General features: G+C 70.8%; 16 protein-coding genes. 7 read left to right on the forward strand and 9 right to left on the reverse strand.

Annotated features, from left to right (window positions below; translation table 11 throughout):
- The first annotated feature begins 94 nt into the window (after positions 1-94).
- Genes ASF52_RS23430 through ASF52_RS02555 form a run of 5 tightly spaced genes read left to right on the forward strand, consistent with a single transcriptional unit; the run spans position 95 to position 6,132 of the window.
- Positions 95-1,486, forward strand: a complete 1,392-nt coding sequence (locus ASF52_RS23430; protein WP_056167115.1) for a family 2B encapsulin nanocompartment shell protein — start codon at positions 95-97, stop codon at positions 1,484-1,486.
- On the forward strand, positions 1,473-3,497 hold the full coding sequence (locus ASF52_RS02540; RefSeq protein ID WP_056167118.1) for a family 2A encapsulin nanocompartment cargo protein cysteine desulfurase: 2,025 nt from the start codon (positions 1,473-1,475) through the stop codon (positions 3,495-3,497). The genes ASF52_RS23430 and ASF52_RS02540 overlap by 14 nt, the downstream gene beginning before the upstream one ends.
- 54 nt (positions 3,498-3,551) lie before the next feature.
- Positions 3,552-4,544, forward strand: a complete 993-nt coding sequence (locus tag ASF52_RS02545; protein ID WP_056167122.1) for an aliphatic sulfonate ABC transporter substrate-binding protein — start codon at positions 3,552-3,554, stop codon at positions 4,542-4,544.
- A gap of 2 nt (positions 4,545-4,546) precedes the next feature.
- Positions 4,547-5,389: an ABC transporter permease gene (locus ASF52_RS02550; RefSeq protein WP_056167126.1), complete on the forward strand. Its 843-nt coding sequence runs from the start codon at positions 4,547-4,549 to the stop codon at positions 5,387-5,389.
- Positions 5,390-5,397: 8 nt separating this feature from the next.
- Entirely contained in the window at positions 5,398-6,132 is a 735-nt protein-coding gene (locus ASF52_RS02555) for an ABC transporter ATP-binding protein (RefSeq protein WP_056167129.1), read from the forward strand.
- Positions 6,133-6,142: 10 nt separating this feature from the next.
- On the opposite strand, the gene mnhG is transcribed toward ASF52_RS02555, so the two are convergent.
- From mnhG to ASF52_RS02585, 6 genes are read right to left on the reverse strand one after another with little or no spacing between them, the layout of a single operon-like run.
- Positions 6,143-6,484, reverse strand: coding sequence for a monovalent cation/H(+) antiporter subunit G (mnhG, locus tag ASF52_RS02560; protein ID WP_056167132.1), 342 nt, complete (start codon positions 6,482-6,484; stop codon positions 6,143-6,145).
- Positions 6,481-6,765: a K+/H+ antiporter subunit F gene (locus tag ASF52_RS02565; protein WP_056167134.1), complete on the reverse strand. Its 285-nt coding sequence runs from the start codon at positions 6,763-6,765 to the stop codon at positions 6,481-6,483. The genes mnhG and ASF52_RS02565 overlap by 4 nt, the downstream gene beginning before the upstream one ends.
- Entirely contained in the window at positions 6,762-7,250 is a 489-nt protein-coding gene (locus ASF52_RS02570) for a Na+/H+ antiporter subunit E (RefSeq protein ID WP_056167138.1), read from the reverse strand. Before ASF52_RS02570 ends, ASF52_RS02565 begins: the two co-directional genes overlap by 4 nt.
- The gene (locus tag ASF52_RS02575) at positions 7,247-8,812 is read right to left on the reverse strand and encodes a monovalent cation/H+ antiporter subunit D (RefSeq protein ID WP_056167141.1); all 1,566 of its coding nucleotides are present in this window, start codon (positions 8,810-8,812) and stop codon (positions 7,247-7,249) included. Before ASF52_RS02575 ends, ASF52_RS02570 begins: the two co-directional genes overlap by 4 nt.
- Positions 8,809-9,147, reverse strand: coding sequence for a Na+/H+ antiporter subunit C (locus ASF52_RS02580; RefSeq protein ID WP_056167144.1), 339 nt, complete (start codon positions 9,145-9,147; stop codon positions 8,809-8,811). The genes ASF52_RS02575 and ASF52_RS02580 overlap by 4 nt, the downstream gene beginning before the upstream one ends.
- Entirely contained in the window at positions 9,147-12,059 is a 2,913-nt protein-coding gene (locus ASF52_RS02585; protein ID WP_056167146.1) for a monovalent cation/H+ antiporter subunit A, read from the reverse strand. Before ASF52_RS02585 ends, ASF52_RS02580 begins: the two co-directional genes overlap by 1 nt.
- 156 nt (positions 12,060-12,215) lie before the next feature.
- On the opposite strand from ASF52_RS02585, the gene ASF52_RS02590 reads away from it, so the two are divergent.
- Positions 12,216-12,878 (forward strand): PRC-barrel domain-containing protein, encoded by a 663-nt coding sequence (locus ASF52_RS02590; RefSeq protein ID WP_056167326.1) that lies wholly within the window; start codon positions 12,216-12,218, stop codon positions 12,876-12,878.
- Between the two features lie 10 nt (positions 12,879-12,888).
- Positions 12,889-13,113, forward strand: a complete 225-nt coding sequence (locus ASF52_RS02595; RefSeq protein ID WP_056167149.1) for a hypothetical protein — start codon at positions 12,889-12,891, stop codon at positions 13,111-13,113.
- Positions 13,114-13,116: 3 nt separating this feature from the next.
- Here the strand turns inward: ASF52_RS02595 and ASF52_RS02600 are convergent, their stop codons facing one another.
- The 3 genes from ASF52_RS02600 to ASF52_RS02610 are packed head-to-tail and all read right to left on the reverse strand — an operon-like array spanning position 13,117 to position 15,349.
- Positions 13,117-13,965, reverse strand: a complete 849-nt coding sequence (locus tag ASF52_RS02600; protein ID WP_056167152.1) for an extracellular solute-binding protein — start codon at positions 13,963-13,965, stop codon at positions 13,117-13,119.
- Positions 13,938-14,648: an ATP-binding cassette domain-containing protein gene (locus ASF52_RS02605; RefSeq protein WP_156629943.1), complete on the reverse strand. Its 711-nt coding sequence runs from the start codon at positions 14,646-14,648 to the stop codon at positions 13,938-13,940. The genes ASF52_RS02600 and ASF52_RS02605 overlap by 28 nt, the downstream gene beginning before the upstream one ends.
- Positions 14,649-14,653: 5 nt before the next feature.
- Positions 14,654-15,349, reverse strand: a complete 696-nt coding sequence (locus ASF52_RS02610; RefSeq protein WP_056167165.1) for an ABC transporter permease — start codon at positions 15,347-15,349, stop codon at positions 14,654-14,656.
- Positions 15,350-15,368 lie beyond the last annotated feature (19 nt).

Consider the following 15,368-nt stretch of genomic DNA (forward strand, 5'->3'; position numbering starts at 1 on the left):
CCGAGAGCGGGCACGTCAGGCGCGGTTCCGATGCGATTCCATTCGCGTCGCGCGCATTCCCATGCCTCTGCCCGAAATACGGAGACGACCCCTAATGAGTGGACCCGGTCTGAGCGTGAGCGCTTCTGCGGCACGCAATCTCGCCACCGCGACCGTCACCTCGGTCCAGAACGCGGCCAACACTCCGCGCTGGTTCCATCGCCTGCTGCCCTTCGTCGATGTCGCCGGCGGCGTCTACCGGGTCAACCGCCGCGCCGTGGTGCTGGCGAAGCCCGGTCGGATCGAGCTGTCCAACGACGACGGTGCCCGCCTGGTGCGCCCGGCCTCCCTGCGCCGCATCCCCCTGTTCAGCCGGCTCGGCGACGCCGAGCTCTCGGCCCTGGCCTCCCGGTTCACGGCCTCCCAGCACAAGGCCGGCGACGTCATCGCCGAGGAAGGCTCGTCGGACCGCAGCCTGACCGTGGTGGCCGAGGGCACCGTCGAACTCACCCTGTCGGGACCGTTCAAGGGGCGCCTGCGCCAGGGGCTGGCCACCGGTGGCGACTATTTCGGTGACGGCGACCTCGTCGGCGAGAACACGCCCGCGCCGGCCGTGAAGGCGCTCTCGGCGGTGACGCTCCTGACCCTCGACCGGGCCGCCATCGAGGACGAGGGCATCCGCTCGCGCATCACCCAGTACGTGGAGGAGCGCGACCGCCTCAAGGGGCACACCAACTCCCACGGAGAGCAGGGCATCGAGCTGCTCGCCGTCCATACCGGCGAGCCGCGCCTGCCCACCACCTTCGTGGATTACGAGATCGACCCGCGCGAGTACCACCTCTCCACGATCCAGACGATCCTCCACACCCACACCCGCGTCACCGACCTCTACTCCAACGAGATCGACCAGCTGCGCGAGCAGATCCGCCTCACGGTCGACGCCGTGAAGGAGCGCGAGGAGTGGGAACTCTTCAACAATTCCGAGTTCGGCCTGCTGCACGAAGTCAGCCAGCGCCAGCGCATCCCGACCCGCGGCGGCCCGCCCACCCCGGACGACCTCGACGAGTTGCTGACCCTGGTCTGGAAGAAGCCCGCCTTCTTCGTGGCCCATCCCCGCGCCATCGCGGCCTTCGGCCGGGAAGCCACCCGGCGCGGCGTGCCCCCGGTGGTGATCCACCTGTTCGGCTCGCCCTTCCTCACCTGGCGCGGCGTGCCGATCGTGCCGAGCGACAAGCTGCCCATCGACCGCGATCCGGTGACCGGCGCCCAGACCACCTCGATCCTGCTCCTGCGCGTCGGCGAGCACGAACAGGGCGTCGTCGGCCTGCAGAAGTCCGGGGTCACCGGCGAGATCGAGACCGGCCTGTCGGTGCGCTACATGGGCACCAACGACCACTCCATCGCTTCGCACCTCGTGACCCGCTACTTCTCGGCCGCCGTCTTGGTCGAGGATGCCATCGCGCGTCTCGATAACGTGCTCCTGGGCAACTACCATGACTACGCCTGACGCGCCGTCCGCCCGTCTTCCCACGGGCAGTCTCCCCACGGGCGTGTTCGGCGATGCGGCGCATTCGGATCTCGTCGGGCGCCTCGCCCGCGAGATCTACGGTCAGGGGCAGGCCGCAAGCGTGCCCCTGACTCCGAACCTGCCGCAGACCCCGCAAGCCCCGCAGGCTCTGGAGAATCTTCCCCAGGGCTTCGGCCACCCCCAGGCCCCGAAGGCGGATCTGGGCACGCCCTCGATCCCGTCCGGCTCGGGTCCGTCGGGCCTGCAGCCCGATGTCTCGACGCTGGGGGCGCGCGCGTTCGGCACGCCACCGGTCGGCCTGCCGGGCCTGTCCGGGCCGGGTTTCGCCCAGCCGTCGGCATTTCCGTCGGTCCACCCCGAGGCGCAGGGCCCGGGGCGGGCCTTGCCGGAGTTCTTCGTGCCGAGCGTGCCCGAGGTGGCCGCCACCTTGCCCGGTGGCGTCGACCTCCACCGCACCGTCGCCAAGGACCATCCGCGCGCCAACGGCTTCGCCCACGGCCTCGCCCCGTCCCTGGTTCCGGCAGCGCCCGGCAGCCACGGCAAGGACGAGGCCCAGGAGACGTTCTCGCGCACTGGCCGGCTCTCGCCGGAGCCGGCCGGCCGGGAGTCGCCCCATAAGGTCGAGATCGGCGACGAGCCGTTCTCGCAGGGCGAGTACTACTTCCTCGCCGACCGCAGCCGGCCGGGCAGCGCGTCGCCGCGAGTGCAGCCGGGTCGTGGGCAGGGTCACGGGCATGCGCCGCATGTCTCGACCCAAGGGGCGAGCCCCGTCGCCGCGCCGTTCGACGTGGAGCGCGTCCGCAAGGACTTCCCGGCGCTGCACCAGAGCATCAACGGCCATCCCCTGATCTGGCTCGACAACGCGGCCACCACGCACAAGCCGCAGAGCGTCATCGACGCCACGTCGGAGTTCTACGCCCGCCACAACTCCAACATCCACCGGGCCGCCCACACCCTGGCGGCCCGCTCCACGGATCTGTTCGAAGGGGGCCGCGAGAAGGTGCGGCGCTTCCTCAATGCGCCCTCCAAGGACGACATCGTCTTCCTGCGCGGCACCACGGAGGCGATCAACCTCGTGGCCAATTCCTACGGCCGCGCCAATGTCGGTCCGGGTGACGAGATCATCGTCTCCCAGATCGAGCACCATGCCAACATCGTGCCCTGGCAACTCCTGACCCAGGCCACCGGCGCCACCCTGCGGGTGATACCGGTCAACGACCGCGGCGAGATCATCTTCGAGCAGTTCGCCGCCCTGCTGTCGGGCCGCACCAAGATCGTGTCGGTGACCCACGTCGCCAACGCGCTCGGGACCATCAACCCGGTGGCGGAGATCATCGCGCTCTCCCACGCCTACGGGGTACCGGTGCTGGTCGACGCGGCCCAATCCTCGCCGCACATCCCCCTCGACGTGCAGGCGCTGGATGCGGACTTCCTCGTGTTCTCCGGCCACAAGGTGTTCGGCCCAACGGGCATCGGCGCCCTCTACGGCAAGAAGCACCTGCTCGAGGCGATGCCCCCGTGGCAGGGCGGCGGCCACATGATCGAAGACGTCACCTTCGCGCGGACCGTCTACAAGGGCGCGCCCGAAAAGTTCGAGGCGGGCACGCCCGACATCGCCGGGGCCGTGGGTCTCGGCGCGGCGCTGGACTACCTCGAAAGCGTCGGACTGCCGGGCATCGCCGCCTACGAGCACGACCTGCTCGAGTACGCCCAAGCGGGCATCGCCGAGGTGAAGGGCCTGCGCCTCATCGGTACGGCCCGGCAGAAAGCCAGCGTCATGTCCTTCGTCGTCGACGGGCACGAGAACGAGGCTGTGGCCCACCACCTCGACGCACGCGGCATCGCCGTGCGGTCGGGGCATCACTGCGCCCTGCCGGCCCTGCGCCGGTTCGGCGTCGATCAGTCGGTGCGCGCGTCGCTCGCCTTCTACAACACCCGCCACGACGTCGACGTGTTCCTGAAGGCGCTGCACTCCCTGCCGCGCCGCTAGACTCCCCAACCGGCGGCGGCCCACGGGCCGCCGCGATGAACGAGCGAGCCTCCCATGCGTCACCTCAAAGCCGTTCCGCGCCGCACGCTTCTCGCCATGGCCTGCGGCGCCCTCGCGCTCCTGGCGGCCCCGTGCCTGGCGCTGGCGGCCGAGGTGAAGGAGGTCCGCCTCGACTGGGCGACCTACAATCCGGTGAGCCTCGTCCTGAAAGAGAAGGGCTTCCTCGAGGAAGCCTTGAAGCAGAAGGGCATCGGAGTGCGCTGGGTGCAGTCGCTCGGCTCCAACAAGGCGCTGGAATTCCTCAATGGCGGCGCCATCGATTTCGGCTCCTCGGCCGGGGCCGCCGCCCTGCTCGCGCGGATCAACGGCAACCCGGTGAAGGCGATCTACGCTTTCTCGCAGCCCGAATGGACCGCCCTCGTCACCCGAAAGGACAGCGGCATCGCCAAACCCGCCGACCTCAAGGGCAAGCGCATCGCGGTCACCCGCGGCACCGATCCGCACATCTTCCTCATCCGCGCCCTCCAGGGCGCCGGCCTCACGGAGAAAGACGCCAAGCTCGTCCTGCTGCAGCATGCCGACGGACGTACCGCCCTGGAGCGCGGCGACGTCGATGCCTGGGCCGGCCTCGACCCGATGATGGCGGCGGCCGAGATCGAGGGCGGCAGCGTACTGTTCTTCCGCGATGCTTCGGCCAACACCTGGGGCGTCCTCGACGTGCGCGAGGATTTCGCGAAGGATCATCCCGACCTCGTGGCCACGGTGATCGCCGCCTACGAGCGCGCCCGCACCTACGCGCTGGCCAATCCGGCCGCCGTGCAGGCAGCGCTGATCGCGGCGACCAAGCTGCCCGAGGCCGTCATCGCCCGGCAACTGACCCGCACCGATCTGAGCCAGCCCGCGATCGGACCGGTCCAGGCGGCGAGCATCCGCGCCGCCGGCCTCGCCCTGCAGCAGGCGGGCGTCATCCCGGCCGAAACGGATGTGGCTGCGGCCGTCGACGGCCTCATCGACACTCGCTTCTCGCCCGCAACGGCCCAGCGCTGAGCATGGCTGCGGGGCTGACCGACACGGCGGAGGCGGATGGTCGGGAGGCGCCCGCCTCGGGGCTCCCGCTCCGTGGCGATCGCGTGGGCCGCGCGGTGCTGGGGTTGCTCCTCCCGCTCGGTCTGGCGATCGGGTGGGAGATCGCCGTCCGGGGCGGCCTGGCGCAGGGGCGCCTCGTTCCGCCGCCGAGCCGGGTTCTCGCCACCCTGTCGGACCTCGCCGCCTCGGGCGAGCTGTGGCTGCACGTCCAGGCCACCCTCGTGCGCGTCGCCTCCGGCTTCGTCCTCGGGGCAGGCCTCGGCATCGCCCTCGGCGCGGTGACCGGCACCCTGCCACTGGCGCGCCACCTCCTCGATCCGGCGTTCCAGGCCCTGCGGGCGGTGCCGTCGCTGGCCTGGGTGCCCCTGTTCATCCTGTGGCTCGGTATCCTGGAGACGCCCAAGGTGGTTCTCATCGGCGTCGGCGTGTTCTTTCCGGTCTATGTCGGCGTATCGGGGGCCATCGCCTCCGTCGACCGCAAGCTGGTAGAGGTCGGGCGCATCTTCCGGCTGTCGAAACCGGCGCTGGCCCGCCGCATTCTGCTCCCGGCGGTCCTGCCCGCCACCATCGTCGCGCTCCGCACGGGCCTCGGCCTCGGCTTCCTGTTCGTGGTGGCGGCCGAGCTGATGGGCGCGTCCGAGGGGCTCGGCTACCTCCTCGTGGACGGCCAGCAATTCGGCAAGCCCGAGCAGATCCTCGCCGCGATCCTGACCTTCGCGCTGCTGGGCAAGGCGGCCGACACGATCCTCGTCGTCCTGACCCGACCGCTCCTGCGCTGGCAGGACGTGGCGCGCGACATCCTCTAGGGGCGGATGTGCTCACCTTCCGGAACGTCTCCAAGACCTACGCCGACGGGACGCGGGCGCTCGCGGGCATTTCCGTCGAGGTGGCGCGTGGCGAAATTCTCGCCCTGGTCGGCGGCTCGGGCTGCGGGAAGACCACGCTCCTGCGCCTCGCCGCCGGCCTCGATACGGCGAGCGGCGGAACGATCCGCCTCGACGGCGAGGTGCTCGACCGGCCCCATCCCGGCGTCGGACTCGTGTTCCAGGAGCCGCGCCTGCTGCCCTGGCTCACCATCGCGCAGAATGTCGGCTTCGGCCTCGCCGATCTTTCCGCACCGGAGCGAGTCAGGCGGGTCGCCCATGCCCTCGAGCGGGTCGGCCTCGCCGAGCACGCGGACCGTTGGCCGCGCGACCTCTCCGGCGGTCAACAGCAGCGGACCGCCATCGCCCGAGCCTTCGTGGCGCAGCCTAAGGTTCTCCTCCTCGACGAGCCGTTCTCGGCCCTCGACGCGGTGACGCGCCAGGATCTGCACGGCCACCTTCTCGGCCTCTGGGCCGAGACGCGCCCGACCATCGTCCTCGTCACCCACGATGTCGGGGAGGCCGCCGTGCTGGCCGACCGGGCCGTGGTGCTCCGCCCGAAGCCCGGCCGCATCCACGATATCTTCGCGATCGCCACGCCCCGGCCGGTCGATCCGGATGCCAACGCGTCCACCACCCGCCAGCTCAGGGCGGCCCTCGGCGCCTCGCTGCGGGCGAGCGGGTGAGGCGCACGCTTTACGGGTCGGGGGGTGCGTCGGCGTTGCCCTCGGCCCGGTCGCGGTAGGTGGCGGCGCGGCCGAGCAGGATTAGGGTGACGGGCGTAGTCACGGTGAGGAACAGCCCGATCAGGAGATCGCGCAGGACCAAATGCCCCTCTGCTACCGAGAAGTACAGCACGGAGGCCGTGACGATCAGGGCCATGCCGAGGGTCGCCCCGAGGGTCGGCGCATGCACGCGCTCGTAGAAGGTTCGCAGGCGGATCAGGCCGACGGCGCCGGTGAGCGAGAAGCCGGCCCCGGCGAGCGCCAGGGCGACCACGAGCCAGGCGGCCCAGGCGGGCAGGTCGGCGCCGGTCACTGGATCACCTCGCCCTGCATCAGGAACTTCGCCAGTGCCAGGGTGGCGGCAAAGCCGAGCAAGCCGATGATCAGCGCCGCCTCGAAGTAGAGCCCGCTGCCGGTGCGCAGGCCGTGAACCACGATGGCGAGCATGCCGTTGAGGTAGACCGTGTCGAGGCCGAGCACGCGATCCTGGGCTCGGGGACCGCGTAGGACGCGCCAGGCGGCGAGCACCATCGCGAGGACCAGCATCGCCTGCGCCAGCCCCAGGCCGTAGGTGAGGACGAGGGTCGGGCTCACGGAAAGATCTCCATCAATGGGCGCTCGTAGCGATCCTTGACCCTGCGGACCCATTCGTCGCCCTCGACGAAGTCGAGAACGTGAAGGAGCAGGCGCCCGGTGTTGGAATCGTACTGGATCCACAGGGTGCCGGGCGTCGCCGTGAGGATGATCGCCAGCACCGCGAGGCCGTAGGGGCTGCGCAGGTCGAGGGGAATCGACACGAAGCCGGTGTGGCGTGTGCCGCGGCGCAGGCCCAGGATCACCTTCGCGACGTCGATGTTGGATCGCACCACGTCGCCGAGAACGCGCCCCGCCAGCCCGAGGATCGTGCCCGGCGCACGCACGCGCACGGCCTCGGGCCGCAGGGCCCGCATGACGAAGGGCACGAGCCATCCGACGACGACGCTAAGAAATGCCGTCGCGACGGTCAGCGGCGGGTTCAACAGCAGCCACGTCGCGACAAGGGCGAGGGAGAGCAGGGGATAGGGCAGGAACCGGTTCATGGCGCGCCCCCGGGGAGGACCGCGCGGACATAGGCGGTGGGGTCGGCGAGCCACGCCACCGTGCGATCGGTGTAGGCGAGCCCGAGCCCGCCCCAGAGTGTGAGGCCGAGGCAGACGGTCATCAGTCCGGCCAGGGCCGCGAATTCGAGCCGCCCGATCACCGGATCGGGACCGTCGTGCGGCACCCAGAAGCCCTGGATGCCGAGGCGCACCAGGGGCATCAGGGTCCCGAGGCTGGAGACCGTCAGGACGAGTATGAAGCTCCAGGCCATGGGCGCCATCGCACCGCCCGCGAGGCCTGTGAACATCGCGAGCTTGCCGATGAAGCCGGCCAGCGGAGGCAACCCGGCGAGCATCAGGGTGCAGAGCAGGAACCCGCCGCCGACGATGGCCACGGCCGCCGGGATCGCCCGGCCGGTCTCGGTGGCACCGTCGTCGTCGAAGGGATCGTGGTACTCGTCGGCGAACACGGCCAGGGACGCCGCGGCCGGGTCGCGGCCGCGCTGGAGGATCTCGGCCAGCAGAAACAGCGCCCCCGCCGCCAGGGTCGAGCCGACGAGGTAGAACAGGGCGCCCGACAGGGCGGCCCGGCTTCCGGTTCCGAGGGCGGCCAGCACCGTGCCGGACGAGATCATCACCGCGTAGGCCGCCGCCCGCGTGAGGTCGCGCGCGGCGAGGATCCCGATGGTGCCGTACGCGATGGTGGCGAGGCCGCCGGCGAACAGCCAACCCTGGCCGAACCCCGCAGAGGCGCCGGTGCCGAACAGCAGCAGGCTCAGGCGCACGACGACGTAGATGCCGACCTTGCTCAGGATCGCCAGGATGGCGGCGGCGGGCGCGCTCGCGGCGGAGTAGGTCGGGGCCAGCCAGAACCCGAGGGGCCAGGCGCTGCACTTGATCAGGAAGGCGACGCCGAGCACCGCGCAGCCGGCCTCGAACAGCCCGGCCTCGGCCCCAGCCGGCCCCGACAGGCGGCGGGCGAGGTCGGCCATGTTGAGGGTCCCCATGGTGCCGTAGATCAGGCTGACGCCGACGAGGAAGAACAGCGACGCGATGAGGTTGACGGCGATGTAGGTGAGCCCGGCCCTGATCCGCGTCTCGCCCGAGCCGTGCAGCACGAGGCCGTAGGACGCGGCCAGCATCACCTCGAAGAACACGAACAGGTTGAACAGGTCGCCGGTGAGGAAGGCGCCGTTCACCCCCATCAGCAGCAGCAGGAACAGGGCGTGGAAGCGCGGCCCCGCCCGGTCCCAGCGGGCGACGGCGAAGACCAGGGCCGCGAGGCCGAGGATTCCCGTCAGCACCAGCATCATCGCCGCGAGCCGGTCGGCGACGAGAACGATGCCGTAGGGGGCGGCCCAGTTTCCGAGGCGGTAGACCTGGGGAGCCGCCAGCGTGCCCCAGGCCAGGATGAGGGCGGTGGCCAGCAGGACCGTGGTCGTCGCGAGGCTGATCGCCGCCTTGAGGCGGCTGCGCCGCTCGTCGAGGAGCAGCATCAGGCCCGACGCGGCGATGGGCAGCACGATGGGCAGGACGACGAGGTGATCGCTCGGTGCGCTCATGCGCCGGGCTCGCGGCCATCGACGTGATCGCTGCCGGTGATGCCCCGTGCGGCGAGCAGGACGACGAGGAACAGCGCCGTGAGGGCGAAGCTGATGACGAGGGCGGTGAGCACCAGGGCCTGGGGCACCGGATCGGCGATCCGCGCCGCATCGGCGCCGGCTTCGAGAACCGGCGGGGCGCCGATCGTCAGGCGGCCCATGGCGAAGATGAACAGGTTCACCGCGTAGGTGAGCAGCGACAACCCGAGAACCACCTGGAAGGTGCGCGGCCGCAGGAGCAGCCATACGCCCGAGGCGGCGAACAGGCCGATCCCCAGGGATAGAACGATCTCCATCAGGCGTCGGTCTCCAGGTCGGCGGCCGCTTCGCGGGCGCGGCGCAGGGATTGCCGCGCCAGGGCGACGAGCATGAGCACGCTGGCCCCCACCACGAGCACGACGACGCCGAGATCGAAGGCAACGGCGCTGGCCAGGGGGATTTTCCCCAGGACCGGCACGTCGGCGTACTTGAAGGCGGCGGTGAGGAAGGGGCGGCCGAACAGCCAGGGCACCGCCCCCGCCAGAACGGCGACGAGGAGCCCGAAGCCGATCCAGGCGATCGGGCGGATGCGCAGGCGCTCCTCCACCCATTGCGCCCCGTGGGCCATGTACTGGAGCACGAACGCGATGGTGAGCGCGATGCCCGCCGCGAAACCGCCGCCGGGCCAATCGTGCCCGCGCAGGAAGAGGTGAAGGGCCAGCACGCACACGAACGGGAACAGCCAGGTGATCACCACGGAGGGGATCAGCAGGGCGTCGGACGCGGTGTCGCCGACGCTGCGCTCCGCGTGGGCGAGGTCGGCGGCCTCCTGCCTGAGCTGCTGCTTCGGCCGCTCCAGGCTGTCGGCGGCCGGACGGAAGCGGCGCAGGAGGGCGAAGACCGTGAGACCGACGATTCCGAGCACGCAGATCTCGCCCATGGTGTCGAAGGCGCGGAAATCCACCAGCAGGACGTTGACGACGTTGCGACCGCCGGCTTGGGGATAGGCCTCCTCGACGAACCAGCGGGCGATGCCCTCGGGTGACGGCCGGGTCATCACCGCGTAGGCGAGGCCGGCGAGACCGATGCCGACGGCGCCCGCGACGACGAAGTCGGTGACCCGGCGGCGCCGGGCGCGGCGGTTCTCGGCCGCCGGTGCCAGGATGGCCTCATCGCGCTTGGGCAGCCAGCGCAGGCCGAGGAGGAGCAACACCGTCGTCACGATTTCGATGAGCAGTTGGGTGACGGCGAGGTCGGGTGCCGACAGCCAGACGAAGGTGAGGCTGCTGACGAGGCCCGCCCCACCGGTGAGGATCACGGCCGACAGGCGATGGTACTTGGCGCGCTCGGCGGCCCCCACGGCACAGGCGCCGCCCACCAGCCACAGGAGCGCGAAGGCGGGATCGATCCCGGAGGGATCGGGGACCGGCAGGGCGGGCAGGCCGCGCGCGAGCACGGCCGACAGGCCCGCGATGAGGGCCACGAGGAACAGGGCGCGCAATTGCACCTGTACGCGCGTCGCCCCGAGCGCCCGTTCGAGCCCGCGGGCCGCATGCACGAGGCCGGTCATGGCGCGCTCGAACATCCAGCCGCCGTCGAGGCGGTGCATGAGCCAGGGGCCGCCGCGGGGGTTGGTGTTGATGCGCCGGCCGAACGCCAAATAGAGGCCGACACCGCCGGCGAGCGCCCCCATGCTGAGGGCGAGGGGTGCGTTGAAGCCGTGCCAGATCGCGAGGTCGTAGGCTGGGCCGGCCTCGCCGAACACCGAACGCGAAGCGGTCTCCAGGGCCGGCCCGATGGTGAGGTTGGGCACGAGTCCGACACTGATGCAGGCCAGCACCAGGACCTCGATGGGCAGGCGCATCCAGCGCTCCGGCTCGTGCGGCGCCTTCGGCAGATCGTGCGGCGGTGCCCCGAAGAAGGTCTGGCGGATGAAGCGCAGGGAATAGAGCACCGTGAAGGCGGAGGCCAAGGTCGCCAGAACCGGCAGGGCGAGTTGGAGCGGATGGTCGCCGACGTTGTCGACGGCCTCCGACAGGAACATCTCCTTCGACAGGAAGCCGTTCAGCAGCGGCACGCCCGCCATGGCGGCGGCGGCGACCATGGCGAGGGTCGCGGTGTAGGGCATGGCCCGCCACAGGCCGCTGAGGCGGCGCATGTCGCGCGTGCCGGTCTCGTGGTCGATGATGCCGGCGGCCATGAACAGCGACGCCTTGAAGGTGGCATGGTTCACCGTGTGGAAGATCGCCGCGACGACGGCCAGCGGCGAGTTGAGGCCGAGAAGCAGGGTGATCAGCCCGAGATGGCTGATGGTGGAGTAGGCGAGCAGGCCCTTGAGGTCGTGCTGGAAGATCGCGCTCCAGGCACCGATCAGCATCGTCGCCATGCCGGCGGTGCCGACGATCCAGTACCAGGCGTCGGTCTCGGCCAGCACTGGCCAGAAGCGGATCATCAGGAAGATGCCGGCCTTCACCATGGTGGCCGAGTGCAGGTAGGCGCTGATCGGCGTGGGTGCCGCCATCGCCCGGGGCAGCCAGATGTGGAACGGGAACTGCGCCGATTTCGTCAGCGCCGCCGCCAGGATCAGCACGAGGGCGGGCAGGTAGAGCGGGCTCGTCCGGATGGCATCCCCCGACGCGAGCACCACGGCGAGATCGTAGCTGCCGACGATCCGCCCGACGATCACCATGCCGACGAGGAGGCACAGGCCGCCGAGGGCCGTGATGGTGAGGGCCATGCGCGCGCCGTCCCGCGCCGCGCGGTTGTCGTACCAGTAGCCGATGAGCAGGAACGAGAAGACGCTCGTCAGTTCCCAGAACACCACGAGCTGGATCAGGTTGCCCGCGAGCACGATGCCGAGCATCGCGCCGACGAAGGCGAGGAAGAACGAGAACAACCGCGGCACCGGGTCCTGCGCCGACATGTAGTAACGCGCGTAGAGCACCACGAGGGCGCCGATGGCGAGGACGAGGACGGCGAACAGCCAGGCGAGGCCATCCAGTCGCAGCACCAGTGCGACCCCGAGGGAGGGCAGCCAGTCGAGGGTCTGCACCACCGGCGCCCCGCCGATGCGGGGATACAGCGCTCCGATACAGGCGAGACTTGTGAGTGTGACGAACCCCGCGAGAAGGGCCGCGGCGTTGCGCGCGTCGCGGGGCAGCAGGGCCGCCGCCACGCTGCCGAGGAAGGGCAGGAGCGCGGCCGCGACGAGGAGGGGCTCGGCAGGCATCAGGGGCAGGGGCCTCGAAAGCGGGGTCCGGCTGGGTGCTCTGGACGATTTTTCGTGGTTTGTCGCCCCGGCGCCCGGAATGGGACCGCGATGAACCGGACCGCACGCCCGCGCATTGAGACCGTGAAGCCCGTGTCCCGGCGCCTGGAGTCAGCCATGAAATCGTATCGGTGGAGCGCCGTACTCCTTGCCGCCATCCTGTGCGGATCCGGCGCCCTGACCCTGAACGCACCCGCACGCGCCGCCGATGAGGCGAGTGCCGCGAAGCCGGCTCAGTTCCGGACCGCACCGGCCCCAGGCACCATGCGGGTTTCGAAGGTGATCGGGGTCGGCGTCGTCGGGATGGATCACGTCCGGGTCGGTACCATCGAGGATGTGCTGCTCGCAGCCGACGGCCGGATCGAGACCGTCGTGATCGGCGTCGGCGGCTTCCTGGGGATCGGTGAGAAGTACGTCGCGGTCCCCTTCGAACTGCTGGCCTGGAACGTCGGCGACGTGCCACTCACCTCGGGGCCGACCTCGGTCGCCACCCCCCAGAATGCCGCGTCGACGGCCGAGGCCGCCCAGGCCGGGCCGCAGACGATGCCGGGGAGCGACACCACCCGCGACGTCCTCGGCGCCGTCGAGGACAAGCACAGCGGGCGGGTCACCGACGCAACGGGTTCCACGGGCGCGCAGACGCCCACGGGGGAACGCGCGACCGTGCTCGCAGGCGCCTCCGGCAACGCACCCGTCCGGGCGGAGCTGCGGCTGACGAAGGCCGAGCTCGCCGCTGCGCCGGCTTTCACATTCGACGGTACGGCCGGACGGCAACCGTGAGGATCGAGCGATGAACCGGATACTGGCCGTACCGATTTTGCTCGGCGCCGTGGGCGAGGCCGTCGCACAGACGATGAACCCGGCCCCGCCGATCCCGGAGACCGGGCCGGCGGGCTCCAACTCCAGCGCCAACACCCTGGCGGCGATGGATTTCAATTGGGTTTGGGTAAGCCTCGTGGCGATCGTGCTCGGGGCCGCCCTCTGGTACATCGTGCGCCAGCGTCAGTCGCGCTGAGGGTCACGGCGCGCGAACGGGCCCGGCGCTCGGGAAGAACAGCTGCTCGCCGCCGATCCGATACGCTGCGATGGAGTCTTGGCCCTTGGGCGAGACGAGCCAGTCGATGAAGGCCTGCCCCTCCTTCACCTTCACGGTGGGATGCTTGTCCGGGTCGACCAGCATCACGCCGTAGGGGTTGAACAGGCGCTTGTCGCCCTCGACCAGGATCGCGAGATCACCCCGGTTCTTGAACGCGAGCCACGTTCCGCGATCGGCCAGGATGTAGGCGCCGAGGGCAAAGGCCGTGTTCAAGGCCGGTCCCATGCCCTGGCCGACATCGCGGTACCACTCGCCCTTCACCGCGGCCAGATCGATCCCGGCCTCCTTCCAGCTCCGCAGCTCGGCGCTGTGGGTTCCCGAACGATCACCGCGCGAGACGAACGGCGCCTTGGCCGCGGCGATCTTCCGGAGGGCGGCGGTGATGTCGGTGCCCTTCGTGCCGGCCGCGTCGCCCTTCGGCCCCACCAGTACGAAGTCGTTGTACATCACGTCGAACCTCGCCTTGGCGAAGCCCTGCGCCACGAAGGCGTCCTCCGCCGCCCGGTCGTGGACGAGAACCACGTCGGCGTCACCCCGGCGCGCCGCGTCGAGGGCTTGACCGGTGCCGAGCGCCACCACCTTCACGGTGATGCCGGTCTTTGCCGCGAAGGCGGGGAGGATGTGCTTGAACAGGCCGGACTGCTCCGTCGAGGTGGTCGAGGCCACGACGATGGAGGCCGGCTCGGCGCTCGCGGGGAAAGCCCCCAGGGGGGAAGCCCCCAGGAGTGCGAGGAGACCGAGGGTCAGGACGCTGCGGCGAGGGAAGTCCAAGGCAGTTCTCCATCGAAATAGGCGCGCGCTTCGGGCGTGCGCGGGGACAGGAGGGTGGTCCGGGTCGGGCCGTGCTCGACGGCGCGGCCCCGGGCGAGGACGATCACGTCGGCGGCGAGCCGCGCGACCTGTGCGAGATTGTGGGAGACGAGCACCACCTTGGTGCCTTCCGCCGCCATCTCGGCGATGAGGGCTTCCACGAGCTCGGTGGCACTGGGATCGAGGTTCGCCGTCGGCTCGTCGAGGAGGAGGAGGTCGGGCCGGGCCGCCCAGGCGCGGGCGAGGGCGAGGCGCTGCTGCTCGCCGCCGGAGAAGCGGGTGGCCGGGTCGCCGGCCCGGTGTGCGAGGCCGACGCGGGCGAGCGCCGCGCGGGTGCGCTCCCGGCGCTCGGCCCGAGACAGGCTCAGGGGCACGAGGCCGAGGGCGACGTTGGCGGCGGCACTCGCCCGGATGAGGGCCGGCTTCTGGAACACGAAGGCCCGGCGCGCCGCACCCGGCACCCGCAGGCTGCCACCCGTCGGAACCAACAGCCCGTCGATCACCCGCAGGGTCGCGCTCTTGCCCGCCCCGTTGGGGCCGACGAGGGCGGTGATGCCGGAGGGCGGGATCGCGAGGCTCAGGCTGTCGAGGATCGTGGTGCGATTGAGGACGAGGCGGATGTCCGTGAGGGTGATGCCCGCCATCGCGCTCACCCGTAGGCGCGGGCGGCGTGGCCGCGCAGGAGGGCCGCCACCGCGTTCACCGTGACCACGAGTCCGATGAGGACGAGGCCCAGCGCCAGGGCGAGGCTGAGATCGCCCTTCTGGGTCTCCAGGGAGATCGCCGTCGTCATGGTGCGGGTGTGACCGTCGATGTTGCCGCCCACCACCAGCACGGCGCCGATCTCCGAGATCGCCCTTCCGAATGCCGCGAGTGCCGTGGTCACGAGGGAGAAGCGGGTGTCGTGGATGAGTACGCCCGCCCGGCGCGGAGCGGAGAGACCGAGTGAGCGCAACTGCTCGCCGAGATGGTCCTCGGCGTCGGCGATCACTTGGCGGGTCAGGGCCGCGACGAGGGGGGTCGCCAGGACCGCCTGCGCCGCCACCATGGCGCCAGGGGTGAACAGCAGGCCGAGCGACCCGAACGGTCCCGACCGTGACAGGACGAGGTAGAGCACGAGCCCGACGATCACCGGCGGCAGCCCCATGAACGCGTTGAGCAGCCCGACGAGCGCGGACCGGCCCCGAAACCGTGTCACGGCAAGGAACGCACCCAAGGGAATGCCCAGAACGAGGCCGATGGCCACGGCCGACAGGCTGACGCGCAAGGACAGCCACGCGATGGCGACGACGTCGCGATCGAGGGTGGCCAGCCGTGCGAACGTCTCGTGAAGGGTCTCGGTCATGCGCGCCGGAAGCAGGGGT

This window comes from Methylobacterium sp. Leaf112 (assembly GCF_001423295.1).
Lineage (GTDB): Bacteria > Pseudomonadota > Alphaproteobacteria > Rhizobiales > Beijerinckiaceae > Methylobacterium.

Excerpts from the sequence above, each read along its gene's own strand:
- ASF52_RS23430 (WP_056167115.1), top strand. The coding sequence starts at position 95 with ATGAGTGGACCCGGTCTGAGCGTGAGCGCTTCTGCGGCACGCAATCTC.
- ASF52_RS02540 (WP_056167118.1), top strand. The coding sequence starts at position 1,473 with ATGACTACGCCTGACGCGCCGTCCGCCCGTCTTCCCACGGGCAGTCTC.
- ASF52_RS02545 (WP_056167122.1), top strand. The coding sequence starts at position 3,552 with ATGCGTCACCTCAAAGCCGTTCCGCGCCGCACGCTTCTCGCCATGGCC.
- ASF52_RS02550 (WP_056167126.1), top strand. The coding sequence starts at position 4,547 with ATGGCTGCGGGGCTGACCGACACGGCGGAGGCGGATGGTCGGGAGGCG.
- ASF52_RS02570 (WP_056167138.1), bottom strand. The coding sequence starts at position 7,250 with ATGAACCGGTTCCTGCCCTATCCCCTGCTCTCCCTCGCCCTTGTCGCG.
- ASF52_RS02575 (WP_056167141.1), bottom strand. The coding sequence starts at position 8,812 with ATGAGCGCACCGAGCGATCACCTCGTCGTCCTGCCCATCGTGCTGCCC.
- ASF52_RS02580 (WP_056167144.1), bottom strand. The coding sequence starts at position 9,147 with ATGGAGATCGTTCTATCCCTGGGGATCGGCCTGTTCGCCGCCTCGGGC.
- ASF52_RS02585 (WP_056167146.1), bottom strand. The coding sequence starts at position 12,059 with ATGCCTGCCGAGCCCCTCCTCGTCGCGGCCGCGCTCCTGCCCTTCCTC.
- ASF52_RS02590 (WP_056167326.1), top strand. The coding sequence starts at position 12,216 with ATGAAATCGTATCGGTGGAGCGCCGTACTCCTTGCCGCCATCCTGTGC.
- ASF52_RS02595 (WP_056167149.1), top strand. The coding sequence starts at position 12,889 with ATGAACCGGATACTGGCCGTACCGATTTTGCTCGGCGCCGTGGGCGAG.
- ASF52_RS02605 (WP_156629943.1), bottom strand. The coding sequence starts at position 14,648 with ATGGCGGGCATCACCCTCACGGACATCCGCCTCGTCCTCAATCGCACC.
- ASF52_RS02610 (WP_056167165.1), bottom strand. The coding sequence starts at position 15,349 with ATGACCGAGACCCTTCACGAGACGTTCGCACGGCTGGCCACCCTCGAT.